Source organism: Ruminococcus sp. SR1/5 (genome assembly GCF_000209835.1).
Classification (GTDB): Bacteria; Bacillota; Clostridia; order Lachnospirales; family Lachnospiraceae; genus Blautia_A; species Blautia_A fusiformis.
Genome location: NC_021014.1, coordinates 3059066 through 3074754, shown reverse-complemented (window position 1 = coordinate 3074754; position 15689 = coordinate 3059066). Strand labels below are relative to the sequence as shown.

The 15689-nt window shown below is 44.7% G+C and carries 13 protein-coding genes and 2 pseudogenes; 2 read left to right on the top strand and 13 right to left on the bottom strand.

Features of this window, described 5'->3' with window-relative positions; translation table 11 throughout:
- Positions 1-2 precede the first annotated feature (2 nt).
- From CK1_RS15440 to CK1_RS15385, 13 genes and pseudogenes are all read right to left on the bottom strand, one after another.
- Positions 3-592: pseudogene (locus tag CK1_RS15440) on the bottom strand (RsmE family RNA methyltransferase).
- Positions 593-747: 155 nt separating this feature from the next.
- Complete coding sequence (gene prmA / locus CK1_RS15435) at positions 748-1701, bottom strand: 50S ribosomal protein L11 methyltransferase (protein WP_015527080.1); 954 nt, start codon at positions 1699-1701, stop codon at positions 748-750.
- Between the two features lie 151 nt (positions 1702-1852).
- Positions 1853-3042 (bottom strand): annotated as a pseudogene (dnaJ, locus tag CK1_RS15430) (molecular chaperone DnaJ).
- Between the two features lie 21 nt (positions 3043-3063).
- Positions 3064-4956: a molecular chaperone DnaK gene (gene dnaK / locus CK1_RS15425; protein WP_015527076.1), complete on the bottom strand. Its 1893-nt coding sequence runs from the start codon at positions 4954-4956 to the stop codon at positions 3064-3066.
- Between the two features lie 53 nt (positions 4957-5009).
- The gene (grpE, locus tag CK1_RS15420) at positions 5010-5645 is read right to left on the bottom strand and encodes a nucleotide exchange factor GrpE (protein ID WP_059085388.1); all 636 of its coding nucleotides are present in this window, start codon (positions 5643-5645) and stop codon (positions 5010-5012) included.
- A gap of 18 nt (positions 5646-5663) precedes the next feature.
- Positions 5664-6707 carry a heat-inducible transcriptional repressor HrcA gene (gene hrcA, locus CK1_RS15415; protein WP_015527075.1) on the bottom strand — a complete coding sequence of 348 codons (1044 nt, stop codon included), beginning with the start codon at positions 6705-6707 and terminating at the stop codon, positions 5664-5666.
- Positions 6708-6882: 175 nt separating this feature from the next.
- Entirely contained in the window at positions 6883-7938 is a 1056-nt protein-coding gene (locus CK1_RS15410) for an ABC transporter substrate-binding protein (protein WP_306288983.1), read from the bottom strand.
- Positions 7868-8137: a hypothetical protein gene (locus tag CK1_RS15405; protein WP_306288982.1), complete on the bottom strand. Its 270-nt coding sequence runs from the start codon at positions 8135-8137 to the stop codon at positions 7868-7870. The genes CK1_RS15410 and CK1_RS15405 overlap by 71 nt, the downstream gene beginning before the upstream one ends.
- A 15-nt stretch (positions 8138-8152) precedes the next feature.
- A complete protein-coding gene (locus tag CK1_RS18935; protein WP_502685113.1) occupies positions 8153-8653 on the bottom strand; it encodes a glycoside hydrolase family 172 protein in 501 nt (166 codons plus the stop codon).
- Positions 8641-9261 carry a glycoside hydrolase family 172 protein gene (locus tag CK1_RS18930; protein WP_015527073.1) on the bottom strand — a complete coding sequence of 207 codons (621 nt, stop codon included), beginning with the start codon at positions 9259-9261 and terminating at the stop codon, positions 8641-8643. The genes CK1_RS18935 and CK1_RS18930 overlap by 13 nt, the downstream gene beginning before the upstream one ends.
- 41 nt (positions 9262-9302) lie before the next feature.
- Positions 9303-10157 (bottom strand): carbohydrate ABC transporter permease, encoded by an 855-nt coding sequence (locus CK1_RS15395; protein WP_021652326.1) that lies wholly within the window; start codon positions 10155-10157, stop codon positions 9303-9305.
- 11 nt (positions 10158-10168) lie between these two features.
- On the bottom strand, positions 10169-11026 hold the full coding sequence (locus CK1_RS15390; protein WP_306288981.1) for a carbohydrate ABC transporter permease: 858 nt from the start codon (positions 11024-11026) through the stop codon (positions 10169-10171).
- A 97-nt stretch (positions 11027-11123) separates the two neighbouring features.
- The gene (locus CK1_RS15385) at positions 11124-12359 is read right to left on the bottom strand and encodes an ABC transporter substrate-binding protein (RefSeq protein ID WP_015527072.1); all 1236 of its coding nucleotides are present in this window, start codon (positions 12357-12359) and stop codon (positions 11124-11126) included.
- Between the two features lie 244 nt (positions 12360-12603).
- Here CK1_RS15385 and CK1_RS15380 point away from each other — a divergent pair, with 244 nt between their 5' ends.
- Together CK1_RS15380 and CK1_RS15375 are read left to right on the top strand one after the other, a co-directional pair.
- Entirely contained in the window at positions 12604-14466 is a 1863-nt protein-coding gene (locus CK1_RS15380) for a sensor histidine kinase (RefSeq protein ID WP_015527071.1), read from the top strand.
- A gap of 65 nt (positions 14467-14531) precedes the next feature.
- Positions 14532-15689: response regulator (locus CK1_RS15375; protein WP_306288980.1), on the top strand; the 1158-nt coding region annotated here is incomplete at its 3' end.

Here is a 15689-nt window from a genome sequence, read left to right as displayed (position 1 = left end):
GTTTATTCATCCTCCAGTTGAAACATCAGAACAGAAAGTACTGCGAGTCCCGCAGTTTCTGTCCGTAAGATCCGGTGTCCCAGGGTGATGGGTTTCGCACCGGCTTCCATGGCATCTGCCACTTCCTGCTCTTCAAAACCACCCTCCGGGCCGATAAAGACACCGATGCTTTTTCCCGGTTCGATCGACCGGATCAGTTCTTTCGTCTCTTTCATTCCCTTTGCAAGCTCATAAGGGATCAATAGAACGTCCAGTTCTTTTGCATAGACAAGGGCTTCTTTAAAGGTCATCACAGAATGTACCTCCGGCACCAGCATACGCTTGGACTGTTTTGCCGCACTTTCTGCGATCTGCTGCCAGCGGGATACTTTTTTTCTGCTTTTTTGTTATCCAGTTTTACCACGCAGCGCCTGGTTGAAACAGGAACTACGGAATATGCTCCAAGCTCTACTGCCTTCTGGATGATCAGCTCCATCTTATCAGCCTTCGGCAGTCCCTGAAAAAGATAAATACGGTTCTGCAGCTCATAATCCGGCTCCTGTACATAGAGGATATGAAGCAGGACTTCATTCTCCCCTGCGTTTTCGATCACACAGTGATATTCTTTTCCTTATCGCTGATCCATAGCTCCTCGTCTTTTTCATACGGAGCACATTGACAATATGATTGACATCATTTCCTGTGATACGGATCTCATGTCTGTCCCTGTCGATCTGATGAGGTTCCACAAAAAATCGCTGCATGAGATCAGTCCTTTCTTGCTGTCACAGATACCCACTCGCCCTGATGAGTCACCTCAACAAGAGTCAGACCGGCGTCTTTTACAGCCTTCACCACGACATCCTCCTTTACATCCAGAATGCCTGATGTAATGTAGTAAGCGCCTTTTTTCATCTGTGCAACGATCACCGGAGTCAACGGTACCAGAACATCTGCCAGGATATTTGCAGTTACGATATCATATTTCTCATATCCGACCTGTTCCTGAACTTCTTTGTCATCGATGATGTTTCCGATCATCATGTCAAAGGATTTCTCCTCGATCTGGTTGGCCTCCTTGTTCTCAGATACTGCCGGAACTGCACAGGGATCAAGGTCTGTACCAACCACATGACCTGCACCAAGCTTCAGTGCAACGATCCCCAGGATTCCACTTCCGGTTCCCACATCAAGGATCTCCATTCCCGGCTTCACAAATTTCTTCAGCTGACGGATCACAAGCTGTGTGGTCTCATGCATTCCTGTACCAAAGGCAGTTCCCGGATCAATGTGGAGGATCATCTTGTCCTTATCTTCTGCCTTCACTTCTTCCCAGGACGGTACGATCAGAATGTCGTCTACATAGAACTGATGGAAGTACTGTTTCCAGTTATTGATCCAGTCCTTGTCCTCTGTCTGGGATTCTGTGATGGTTGCCTCTCCGATATCCACAAAGCTTCTCAGATCCTCCAGTGCAGCCTTCACATCTTTCAGGATTGCCTCGGTATCCGCATCCTCTTCCAGATAGAAGTTCAGATATGCGATCCCGTCATCTGCTGGTCCTTCCGGCATAATATCCACAAACATCTGTGCCTTATCCTCATCGGTCAGCGGCTGCTTGTCCTGGATCTCCACACCTTCAATTCCCACCTCGGCAAGTGTACAGATCACAATATCCTCTGCCTCTGTTTTTGTCTTAAGTGTAAAACGGTTCCATTTCATATTTCTATATCTCCTTATGCTGTATACACATTTACGGATTTCTTTTCCTGTCTGTTGCCTGTTTTCCTGAAAACGGGCACTTCTTTTAATATACACGAATACAGAAAAAAAGAAAGAGGCATTTTGTGCCTCTTTCCTGTTTTCACTTTATTTATTCCTCAAACATTTCCTTAACTTTCTCACGGAAACCTTTTTTCTTCTTTTCGGTTTTTTCGGAAGTCTCGGATGTGCTGTCCTCTGACGGACGGTTTCCACATGCCGCATCAAAAGCTTCCAGAGCTTTCTTTGCTTCCTCATTGAGATTTGTCGGAGTCTGGACTACCAGGGTTACATAGTGGTCACCACGAACATTCTTGTTACGTAATGACGGAACACCTTTGCCCTTCAGGCGGATTCTTGTATCTGTCTGTGTTCCCGGTTTCACCTCATAGGAAACCTCACCGTCAACGGTATTAATACGCATCTCACCGCCAAGTGCAGCCTGTGCAAATGTGATCGGAGCTGTTGAAAAGATATTCATATCCTGTCTCTGGAAGATCGGATGACGGGCTACATTTACCTCAACCAGCAGATCTCCTCTCGGACCGCCGTTGGTTCCCGGCTCACCTTTTTCACGGATACGGATGCACTGGCCATTGTCGATACCGGCCGGTACAGATACCTGGATCTTCTTTCTGGAAGAAGTATATCCGGTTCCACGGCAGGCACTGCATTTGTCCTTGATCACCTTACCGGTTCCGTTACAGTCCGGACAGGTCTGAACATTACGTACCATACCAAACATGGACTGCTGGGTGTAAACGATCTGACCCTGGCCTTTACATTTCGGACATGTGACCGGTGATGTTCCAGGTTTCGCTCCGGTTCCGTGACATGTGGTACACTCATCCTTCAGAACGATCTCCAGCTCTTTCTCGCATCCGAAAACCGCTTCCTCAAAAGTAATGTTCACACGTGCACGAAGGTTGGCACCCTTCATCGGTCCATTGTTGGCCCGTCTGGTTCTGCCTCCGCCGCCGAACAGGTCTCCGAAGATATCTCCGAAGATGTCTCCCATATCCGCACCGTTGAAGTCGAATCCACCAAAGCCGCCGGCTCCGCCTCCGCCGCCGTTTTCGAATGCTGCATGACCAAACTGATCATACTGTCTTCTCTTGTCGGCATCACTTAAAACGGAGTAAGCCTCTGTCGCCTCTTTGAACTTCGCCTCAGCCTCTTTATCACCCGGATTTACATCCGGGTGATATTTCTTGGCCAGCTTACGATATGCTTTTTTAATGTTGCGTCGTCGGCGTTTTTATCCACACCTAAGACTTCATAATAATCTCTTTTATCAGCCATTGTAATTATTTCCTACTTGTCTTAGACTTCCTTGTAATCAGCATCTACAACATCATCGCCGTATCCTGCTTCATTTCCGCCCTGAGCACCAGCGTTTCCGCCCATGTTGCCCATATCCGGTCCCGGACCAGCCTGACCCTGAGCTCCCTGAGTCTGCTCATACATCTTGGAGAACAGCTTCTGAGCGCTCTCCATCATCTTCTCCTGTGCAGCCTTGATGTCTGCAACCTGAGAATCAGTAAGCTCCTGAGCATTTGCTGTCTGTGCAAGAAGATCTTTCAGTGCATTGAGGTCAGCCTCAACACTTGCTTTATCGTTTGCGTCAAGCTTGTCGCCAGCTTCTTTCAGTGCATTCTCAACCTGGAATACCATGGAGTCTGCATTGTTTCTTGTGTCGATAGCCTCTTTACGTTTCTTATCCTGAGCCTCGAACTCAGCTGCTTCTTTGACAGCTTTGTCGATATCGGAATCGGACATATTGGAACCAGCTGTGATTGTGATGTGCTGCTCTTTACCTGTTCCAAGGTCTTTAGCGGATACATTAACGATACCGTTGGCATCAATATCAAATGTTACCTCAATCTGCGGAACTCCACGACGTGCTGGCGGGATTCCATCCAGACGGAACTGGCCGAGGGATTTGTTGTCTTTCGCGAACTGACGCTCACCCTGTACAACGTTGATATCTACAGCTGTCTGGTTATCTGCTGCTGTGGAGAAGATCTGGCTCTTCTTTGTAGGAATTGTAGTATTTCTCTCGATCAGACGAGTTGCGATACCACCCATTGTCTCGATGGACAGTGACAGTGGGGTAACATCCAGAAGAAGGATATCACCGGCACCTGCATCACCTGCAAGTTTACCACCCTGTACGGAAGCACCAAGTGCAACACACTCATCCGGGTTCAGGTTCTTGCTTGGCTCTTTGCCAGTTAACTGTCTTACCTTATCCTGTACAGCCGGGATACGGGAAGAACCACCAACCAGAAGTACCTGGCCAAGCTCGGAAGCTGTGATACCTGCATCAGACAGTGCACGGCGAACCGGCTCTGCAGTCATCTCTACAAGATCATGTGTCAGCTCATCAAATTTAGCTCTTGTAAGGTTCATATCGAAATGCTTCGGTCCCTCAGCTGTAGCTGTGATGAACGGAAGGTTGATGTTTGTTGTTGTTGCAGAAGAAAGCTCTTTCTTAGCCTTCTCAGCTGCCTCTTTCAGTCTCTGAAGAGCCATCTTATCGTTGCTTAAGTCTACGCCCTCTGTTCTCTTGAACTCGGAAAGCATGTAATCTGTGACCTTCTTATCAAAGTCATCTCCACCAAGACGGTTGTTACCAGCTGTGGAAAGAACCTCGATAACACCATCACCGATCTCGATCACGGATACATCGAATGTACCGCCGCCAAGGTCGTATACCATGATCTTCTGCTCTTTCTCATTGTCAAGACCATATGCAAGAGCTGCTGCTGTAGGCTCGTTGATGATACGTTTTACATCAAGACCTGCGATCTTACCTGCATCTTTGGTAGCCTGACGCTGAGCATCGTTGAAGTAAGCCGGAACTGTGATAACTGCCTCTGTTACTTTCTCACCAAGATATGCCTCTGCATCCTTTTTCAGTTTCTGAAGGATCATTGCGGAGATCTCCTGTGGAGAATATTTCTTGTCATCGATGGTTACACGGTAATCGGTACCCATCTCTCTTTTGATAGAGGAGATCGTTCTGTCTGCATTTGTAACTGCCTGACGTTTTGCAGGCTCACCTACCAGACGCTCTCCTGTTTTTGTGAATGCTACAACGGATGGTGTTGTTCTTGCGCCTTCTGTATTTGCGATAACTGTCGGCTGTCCACCTTCCATTACGGCTACACAGCTGTTTGTTGTACCTAAGTCAATACCAATAATCTTTCCCATGATTTTTTCCTCCTGTTTTAGTCTGTATCTGTTAAAATAAAGTTTGTTGTCAGTTAGTTCGCAACCTTTACCATACTGTGGCGTACTACGAAATCCTTGTAGGTGTAACCCTTCTGGAATTCTTCCACCACGATGTTCTCTCCAACCTCTTCATCCTCCACATGCATCACTGCATTATGGAAATCCGGGTTGAATTCCTTTCCCACTGCTTCGATCGGCTTCACACCAAGCTCATCCAGTGTTGTGGTAAGCTGCTTGTAGATCATTTTCATTCCATCTGCAAAAGCATCGCCTTCCTGTGCCTGTGCAAGACCTCTTTCGAAGTTATCCACAACCGGCAGGATCTTTTCAACGATCTCTTTTGCTCCGATGATGTACATACTGGATTTTTCTTTTTCCGTTCTTTTACGGAAATTGTCAAATTCAGCCATGGTACGCTTCAGGCGATCGGTAAGTTCCTCCACCTTCTGCTCAGATTTATCTTTTTTCTTCTTTCCGAAGAAGGAAGTTTTTGATTTTTCTTCTTTTTTATCCTCTGAGGCAGCTTCTTCGCCTGGAGTATTGTTTTCTTCCTCCGGCAGATCTTCTCCCTCCGGTGTCAGGTTTTCTTCTTCCTGATCTCCGTCAGTTACGGGGATTTCCTTCTCCGCTTCCTGCTCTTCGGATGTTTTCTTTGTTTCCTCCGACACTTTTTTTCTACCGCCTTTCTAAGTTTTCTTCTTTTTCAAAACGTCATCCAGATGATTCTTCAGTTCCTTCAGACTGTCCACTACATTCTCATAATCCATTCGTTTGGGACCGATGATCCCGATGGTTCCGTACATTCCGTCTCCCAGTTCATATCTGGCAGTTACAATGCTGCAGTCCTTCATGGTCTGGATTGGCATCTCATCACCGATGTAAACCTGGATTCCTGTATTCTCTCCATCTGACATCTGTTCTTTTACAAGATCGGCAAGTTCATGCTTCTCCTCAAATGCGGAGATCAGCTCCGTTGCCTTCTCTTTATCGGCAAGCTCCGGATACTTGAAGATGTTAGTTGCACCTGAAGTATAGATCTCCATATCTTCCTCTTCCACATGAATGGTGGCTGCCACTGCATCCAGAACCGTTGCCACCACACCGCTGTGGCTGCCTGCCTGTTCCTTCAGTCTGGCGATCATCCCAAGGTTGATATCCTGGATCGGGATCCCATTGAGATTGGTGTTAAGAAGAAGATTCAGTTTCAGGATCGTCTGGTCGTCCATTTCCTCATCCAGATTGATGATCTGGTTCCGGACTGTGTTGTTGTCACTGACAACCACTGCCACAAGCTGAAGCTCGCTCATCCTCGACAGCTGGATGAACTTGATCTTGTTGCCGCTGTACTGCGGAACGGAAACCATGGTAGCATAGTTGGTATTGGAAGCAAGAACCTTCGCAACCTTCTTAAGCACCTTATCCATCTTATCTGTCTTCTCAATGATCAGATCTCGCAGCTCTGCGACCTCCGCTTCCTTCTCCTTCATTAGCTCATTGACGTAAAGTCTGTAGCCCTTATCTGAAGGAATCCTTCCTGCTGAGGTATGAGGCTGGACGATATAGCCCATATCTGTCAGGTCTGACATTTCATTTCGGATCGTTGCGGAACTGACATTGAGATCCGCATACTTGGAAATGGTCCTGGAACCAACCGGTTCTCCGGTTTCCATATAGGTCTTGATGATTGCTTTTAAGATTTTTTGCTTGCGCTCATTCAACACCTCTTCCATGAATCCATCTCCTTTCCTTTTTATTCTTTCCTGACGGATGTTGATTCTTTTTTATATCTGTTAGCACTCATTTTAGTGGAGTGCTAACATCTACAGTCTTTAAGATATCACCATGTAAAATATTTGTCAATATGTTTTGAAAAAAAGTTCTTATTTTTTCGCAACAAAAAAAGCATCAGTACGATGCTTTTTTGTAATACTGGTCTATGCATTTCTGTGCCCCGGCAAAAAATTCCGCTTCTGTTTTCTGTCCCAGCACATATTTCTGAAATTCCGTACCCATAGCCGAAATAGCTTCTATGGAATCGGCACACAGTGGTCTTGCTTTCAGCTTATAATCTTTCAGATATTGCCGGATCATTTCAATGCCATCCAGATCAAAATTCTTATCCTCGATCACATCCAGTCTTGCCGGACACATTTTGGTCAGCTGTCCGTAATTTTTGCTTGCCTCATATCCGGACACATACTGAAGGAACTTCAGAGCTGCTTCTTTATGATCAGAATTTTTATTCAGTACATACTGCCAGGTTGCGATATTGGTCACCTTCTTGGCAAATTCCGGCAATAGTGCCATATGGATCTTATCTTTTCCATATACGCCTGCATTCTGAAAGGTCCTCAACGCACCGGTATACATGAACATACATCCATACTGGCCGTTTATAAATTTTTCATTCAGCTGATCATGCTGGTCGATCAGATTCTCCTCTGATATCATCCCTGTATCCAGCATTCGCTTCATATATTCTGCCGCTTCTCTGGTTTTCGGATTCGTCCAGTCTGTATAATCTCCTCCGAAAAAATTGACATACTCGCTGATACTGTTATATATGTAGGAAATCTCCCATGCATCCCCGTATGCATATTTTCCCGTATTCTGAAGCTTTTTCTGAAGGATCTCAAGATCACTGAGACCGGAGAGTCTGTCCAGACCAGCCTGATCCAGCAATTCCTGATTCACCCAGAATGCCATGATATCCATCCTGAACGGTACCGAAAAAATATGTCCGTCTGACATGCATATTTCTTTCAGGTATTCCTGCAGAAAATTCGCCGCTGTCTCCTCTGTCATAACCGTATCTTCCAGCGGAAGAAGAAATCCCTTATGTTTAAATTCGGATATCATCTCATCATTTACTGTGATCAGATCAACAGAATCATCTCCTGATGTCAGAAGAGTTGCTATTTTGGCCTGGCGATTGTCCGCATTGGCCGGACATTTTTTCAATATGGATCTTTATTCCAAGATCTTTTTCCGCCTGGCTGATAAAAGAATCAAAGCCTTCTGTGCCTGCATCCACATGAAGGATCGTCAGTTCCTGTCTGTTCTCCGGCACAATATCAGATGCAGCCTCCTTCTTCTGGACTCCACATCCTGTCACTGCCAGAGCCAGGGCAAATACCCCGCAAAATACCTGTTTTTTCAATCTCTACCACCCTTTTTATCTGGGCCATCTATCCTCTTTTGACATCAACGGCTGGAACGGTGCATGAGGAAGTGTCTGATACCAGTACGCTACACTTGCCACATCATCCTGTCGTTCAAACAGGCCACGGTATCCGACGCCTATCTGCTGAATCGTAACGCGAAGATCCTCTTCAAAGCAGATTGGATCCTGTAAATGCCATCTGTAAAAGCCTCTCATTGGCGGGCAGTCATCATTATGATAAAAATTGTGGATCAGCTCGTCATGGGCAGAATAATACGGATATCCCAGATACGGCGTGTTATAATTCTGTTCCACGGTTTTTCCATCCACCTGTTTGGCAAAGCTCCAGGAACCACCAAAGTAATCTTCCGTTCCTGTTCCACAGATGGTCGGATACTCCTCATCTCCGTCAATATAAAACTTCATTTCTCCCTCGCCCCACCAGTAACGTTCCAGTGTGGTAAGTGCCATGTAGGTTCCTATATAATGGCCTTTTCCTTTTACTCCATCCAAAATTGTATAATCTTTTGTTTTTCTGTCAACCGTTCCCTTCTCCACTGCGCATGGAAATAAGCAATATCGTCCGGAAGCTCATCATAGAGACAGTAATCTACCTGATAAAAGAAAGCCGGGATTTTATTTGCATGCTGGTTTTCCAGTGTGATCTTTGCTTTCTTCTTAAACGGCATCGGGAAATAGCAGTTAAAGCCCCTGTTTGGAACAACAGCCACCGGAACAGAATTTACAAAACATTCCCTTCCGAATCCGCAGCAGAAGAAATCACCCAGAGGACTTTCCACGGAAGGAGTTTCCTCGTCATCCCAGTACATACGGATTACAAGATCTCTCAGTACAAAGCAATCTGCCTCTGTAGTCTTGTTATCAACGGTGATCCAGATATGATTGATCTGTCCCGGTCCTTCCATTTCTGCCAGAGTTACCACAGTTCCCGGCTCAATATCCCTGAGACACGGGCTTCCTTTTCTGGACGGTCCCAGATGACTTGCAGCCATACCGCCTCTGCCTTTTTCTCCATGAGGATTTTCTGCGTTGATCGCACGGCTTTTTCCATGCTTTGCAAGTGCGATCCCTCCCAGTCCGCCTGTAAATGCCTGATACATATCTGTTTTCTCCTCTCTTTTGGAAATTAAAAATATTATATTTACGCTTTTACTCCACCTGCCATGATACCATCCATGATCTGTTTCTCAAAAACAGCTACAAAGATAATGATCGGAAGAAGGATGATCCATCCCATGGCGCTGACCAGATCCCACGGAACTCCATACATGTTGTCACGTAACGGAAGCTGTACGATGGAAACAGAAAGTACCTGAATACCATTTGAATAAAACAACGGTGTGAAAAAGTTATTCAGACAGGTAATAAAGTTGATAATGCAAACCGTAGCGATTGCCGGCTTCATCAGCGGCAGAACGATCGTAAACAGTCTCTGTGAAAAAGATGCGCCGTCAATAGCAGCTGCCTCCTCCAGTGAGATCGGGATCTCACCGACAAAGTTTCTGAGGATCAGAACCGTAAACGGTATAACGGTACTGATATAAAGAAGGATAAGTCCCGGATATGTATCATACAGCTTTACCTTCTGCATAAACTCATACAGCGGGCGGGCTGTGACAACCTCAGGGATCAGCATGGTAGCCAGAACAAACGCAAATGCAACAGAAACTCCCTTTGAGTTAAATCTTGAGAAGCCATAGGCAGCCATTGCACACAGCACGGTACTGATCACAAGTGTAATGCCTACGATCAGAACTGTATTTCCGATCTTTGAAAGCAGTCCTACATTCTGTATCAGAAATTTATAGCTTTCCAGTGTGGGATGATCCGGAAGATAATCGATCGGTGTTTTAAACAGTTCTCCTGACGGTGTGATCGAAGAAATAAAGATCCAGTAAACCGGGAACAGGATCAGAAAAGCCACAACTGCAAACAGAACCCATCTTCCAACGGCTACCACTCCATGATAAACATTATATTTTCCTGTATTCTTCACGATAATTCCCCCTAACTGTCAAACTTATTCATAACACGTATATTCAGCCAGCTGAAGATCGCCATTACAACAAACAGCAGCATAGCCAGCGCCGAAGCATATCCTACGTTTAGATTTGTAAATGCTTCTGTTGTGATTCTGTATGCGATCAGCGCAGTATCCTCTCCAGGGCCTCCAGATGTCATGGAATAAACCAGATCGAAGGTTGTCAGTCTCCAGAGTGTGAACGGAATACATAAAGTCAGGACATTTTTTGCGATCAGCGGAAGTGTGATCCGGAAAAAGCTCTGGATCCCGTTTGCACCGTCTACCTTTGCTGCCTCATAGATATCGCCGGAAATAAACTGAAGTCCGGAAAGTACAAGAATTGCAAAGAACGGAAGGTCCTTCCACAGGTCCATTGCAATTACCGCTGCTCTTGCAGTACCTGTATTGATCAGCCAGCTGTTCTGGTAACCCGGTACAAACCAGCGGATAAAATCATTGATCAGACCATAATCATTGTTAAATGCCCATTTTGCAGCCATACCGGCTACTACTGCAGGCATAGCCCACGGGATCAGCACGATGGTCCTCAGAAAACGGCGGCCTTTGAATTTCATATTCAGGATCAGTGCCAGGATAACTCCGAGGATCACATGAAAGATCATGGAAGCAACCACAAATATTGCCGTAAAGCTGATCGATGTGAGCACTTTAGGATCAGAAAATACCTTCAGGTAATTCTTGAAGCCTATAAATTCATTGATACCTGCAAGGATACTGATATTAAAGAAGCTGTTTTTCACAGTCATCAGAATGGGATATACTGTTGTAAAACCTCGAATCAGTACAACCGGCAGGATCAAAAGCCATGGTATCCACTTCATATTTTTTTGCTTATTGTCATGGAACTTTCCTCCCTGTTCATCAAGCAATGTAAAGCAGACTTTTACCTCTGCTTTACATTGCTGTTTTTTATATCTTTTACTTATACATATCTACCACATCCTGAGCCTTCTTGCAGAACTCATCAACTGTAATCTCGTCTTTCATACAGGACTGGAAGATTGTTCCCATATCGCTGATAAATTCCATTGTCTGTGCCACCATCGGACGTCCCTGTACATTGCATTCATTTGCATATCTGCTGTACATTTCTTTTGCCGGGTCAGAATCCGGAACTACCTTCTCTGCAACATCCTTTCTTGCAGGATATCTGTCAAATGCTTTATAGGAAGCTTCCATTCCGCCTTCATCAGCCATATACTGGAGGAATTTCACAGCTGCATCTTTATTCTTGGATGCTTTGTTGAGAACATAGCTCCAGGAATCTGTAAAGATCGCACGCTCTCCCTTGCCGCTGAAATCCGGTACCATTTCCATGTGGATCTTATCTGCGCCAAGCATATCTGCCTTTGCATAATCTGTTCCAAGGCCCCACATGAACCAGCATCCGTATTTTCCGTCATTGATCTTCGGATTCATCTGCTCATATTTATCAGCGATCTGCTCGATGGATGTTTCTTTATCAGCAACCAGATCGTGGAGGAACTGAACTGCTTCCTTGTTTTCCTCTTTGGTCCAGTCAAAATAATCGCCGCCGAACATGTTTACAAACTGTGCAAGCTCGTTAAATGCATAAGTTTTCTCCCAGGAACCGCCGTAGCCGAATCTTCCGTCCTTGGAAACAGCCTTCATATACTTCATGAAATCCTCTTTTGTATCAATGGATTTGATTCCGACCTCATCCATGATCTCCTGATTTACCCAGAATGCAAAATATCCTGTATAGCCTGGAACACCGATAATGTTTCCGTCCTTATCTGTGATCATATTCTTTACATATCCCTGGGCAAACTGATCAGCGATATCATCTGTCATTACTGTATCATTCAGTCCTTCCAGCCATCCGGAATTTTTAAATGCCGCACTCATCTCATCGTTGATCTGAATGACATCCACGGAAGCATCTCCTGTGGAAAGCATTGTGGTGATCTTCTGCTGACGGGTATCTGTATCTGTAGGTGCCGCAATTACATTAATGTTCAGGCCCGTAGCATCTTCCACATTTGCAAGCCAGTCCTCAAAATCCGGGTCTGTGGTGTCGATGCTGTATAAGGTAAGATCATATTTCTCCTCTGCGGAAACAGTAACCACGTTACCTGCCATACCCACAACCATCGCTGCTGCCAAAACTGCACTCATTACTTTTTTCTTCATATCTTTCTTCCTTTCTGGACATTTTCGTGTTTGTCCACACCTGTTTTTGATGGTTTAAGGATACCAGAGAGCCCCCTCATTCTAAATACAATATTTTATGATTTCTTTATATTATTTTTCGTTCTCTTGTATTTTTGTTGTTAATTTTTATAATCCTTTTATATAATCTATATTTGTAACGGCTTTTTTCACAGCTGGATTCGGTTTCATTAATTTGTTTTCGACATAAAGGAGAGTATGTACTATGAAATTCCACAAATGTATCCCACCCATTTTTTCCTCATTTCGCTATAAGCTCCTGCTCGCATTTCTGATCGCAACTATGGTACCTCTGATTTCCCTGACCTTCATCAGCTATCACATTTCCTATAACATTGCCAGAGATCGTATCATCGATTCTGCCGTAATGACTGACAAGCAGCTGGTCTCTCAGCTGAACGACCGCCTCGGTCAGGTTGAAAATGTAGCAGATACCATACAGTTTCAAATGTACTCCCTAAATCAGCCTTCCTCTAATAAGGTAGATGCACTGAAAAAATTCACCACTGTAAAAAACAATATTTCGCTGTATAAATCCACATTCGATTTCTTCCATATATATGTTTTTCTGCAGCCCGATCAGCTCGGTTCAAAAGAAAGCCTGTACTTCTTTTCCACAGATGAGCTTTCTGCATATGGTCTGGATAAAAATATTGTTTCCGGTTCAGGCTTTTCCTCTGTCTGGATACCGGTTTCCAATATGCCTCTGCCTAAAATACTGTCCACAAAAAAATCATCTGCCGATGTGATCCTCTGCGTCCGGGCACTGAAAAATCAGGCCACCGGTATTCTGGAATACGCCTACGGCATTGCTCTGGACACCTCAGAGCTTACCACTTATCTGCAGCCTGCTGCTTTGGATTCCCGCATATACAGCTACATTCTCACAGATCACGGAGAGATTGCAGCAAAAAATACATCCTCACTGAATTTATCCGGAATTTCCAAAGCACAGTTTCAGAAACTCAAAGGAAATGCAGATTCTTCTTTTCACAGCGGCGACAAATATTATAACTGCTGCACCTTAAGCAATGGCTGGCTTCATGTTACCGAAATCCCGGAAAGCTATATTCAGGGCAACACGCACATCCTGATCCGTGCCTTACTGATCACTGTCCTTATTTTCTTGCTCCTTACTGTTATCATCGTTATCCTGTTTTCCGAAAATCTTACCCGGAAGATCACTGCACTTTCCTATGCAATGGAAGCCTTTCAGCTGGGATATGACCCGGAACATCTATCTATCGTTACTGTTCCCCACCCGGATGATCCTTCCAGGTATGATGAGATTGACAGACTGGGCATCACCTTTGAAGATATGCAGCACACAATAGCCGGAAACCTGAAGTCCATTGTAAATCTTTCCGTAAACGAAGAACGTCTGAAATACCAGCTGCTCCAGTCACAGATCAATCCGCATTTTCTTTACAATATCCTGGGATCGATCCGTACCTGCCAGTCCCTTGGAAAGCTTGACATTGCTGATCAGATGATTGCAAATCTGACTGCCTTTTACCGTCTTACCCTGCGTAAATCAAAGGAACTTATTCCTATTAAAGATGAATTGGAAATTGCCCGGCTTTATCTGGAAATGGAAAAGCTCTGTCATAAAGATAATCTGGACTGGGAGATCGAAGCAGAAGATGGAATCGAAAATTTCCTGATCTGCAAGTTTACACTTCAGCCATTTCTCGAAAATTCCATTCTGCACGGGATTTCTTCGGGCACACCAGCTGTTTTCATTTCGATCCATGTTCTTTATGGCGATGATACGGTTGTGATCTCCATTGAGGACAACGGTGCCGGCATGGACTCTGAAACCCTTGCACAGCTGCGCCATGCTATTGAGCATAATGTTATTGATTATGAGAAGCATTTTGGAATTTCCAACGTAAGTTCCCGTATTTCCAACCCATTATACGGAAACGGTTCCGTAAGGATCCGCAGCAACCCCGGAAACGGCACATACGTCACCATTGAATTCGAACAGATGGAGGAAGATATCGATGAAAAAATAATGATCGTAGATGATAATTACTTATCTGCAGAAGGTATCGAAAAAACATAGACTGGGAAACACTGAATGCAGAGATCATCCATGTCTGCTACAATGGAACCTCTGCTATCGAAGCCATGAAAAAAGAACCGGCAGATCTGATCATTTCTGACATTGAAATGCCTGATCTTGACGGCATTTCCATGAGCCGTCAAGCTCTTGAGATCAATCCTATGGTGAAGATCATCCTGATCAGTGCCTATGATAAATTTGAATATGCAAGACGTGCTCTGCTCCTCGGTGCTCTGGATTATATCGAAAAGCCTCTGGATTATGCCTATCTTATCCAGAAGGTAAAAAACGCTTTTGCACTGATGGAAAAGGAACAGAAAAATCTCCAGCTTCTGAAGCAAAGCAGGCCTCTTCTTACGGAAAAATTTTTCCGCGAGATCACACACCTTCCGTCTTCTGAAGCAGCCTACCGACTGAAGCCTTATCTTAAGTATCTGAACCTGGAGCTGAATTATGATTTTTATACAGTTGTTATTCTGGAGCTTGAAAATGCTCCGGATCTAAAAGCTGTTTACGGGATTGAAAAGTTTCAGATGGAGCTTTTCAACCTTCAGGATCTGATAACTGAGGAAACCGCTTCTCTTGATTTTGTGTATCTTCTCCCGGATATGGATGGCTATCTGTGCATTCTGGGACACAGCGGCTGTCAGTCCAACAGCTTCCGCCAGCTTACCAGCGGACTTATTTCATCAATCGCAGATGCCTGCCAGCCACTGGGGCTTTCTCTCAACGCAGGTATTGGAACAATTGTCCAGGATTTTTGGAACCTGAACCATTCTTATAAAAGCGCCGTACATGCACTGGAATACAGATTCTTTTTCCCGCATCAGAATATCTTTGACGGAAGAGAGGCCCTGGGTTCCGATCTGTCTGTTGCAGATTTTTCAGATACAAAGGAAGATGAACTGATCCGGCTTCTCTGTAAAAAGGATACCTCTGCCATAGATCTCTGGTTTCAGAATTTTTCCGACTGGCTTACCCAGAAATTTCGCACAAAGAATTTCGCTTTCATACAGATTTATTCTCTTCTTGGCCGGATCCTGAAATTTTTCTATGAATTAAATCTGGATACGCATGACCTTGAAGCTAAAATTTTGTATGTTTACAACCACATAAATGAGTTTCATAATACGGAAGAGCTATGTCAATGGCTGAAGGATCTGTGCCATCTTTTATGCCGGAAGCTTGATTCCTCCATGAATGATTATCACCAGAAGCTCTGT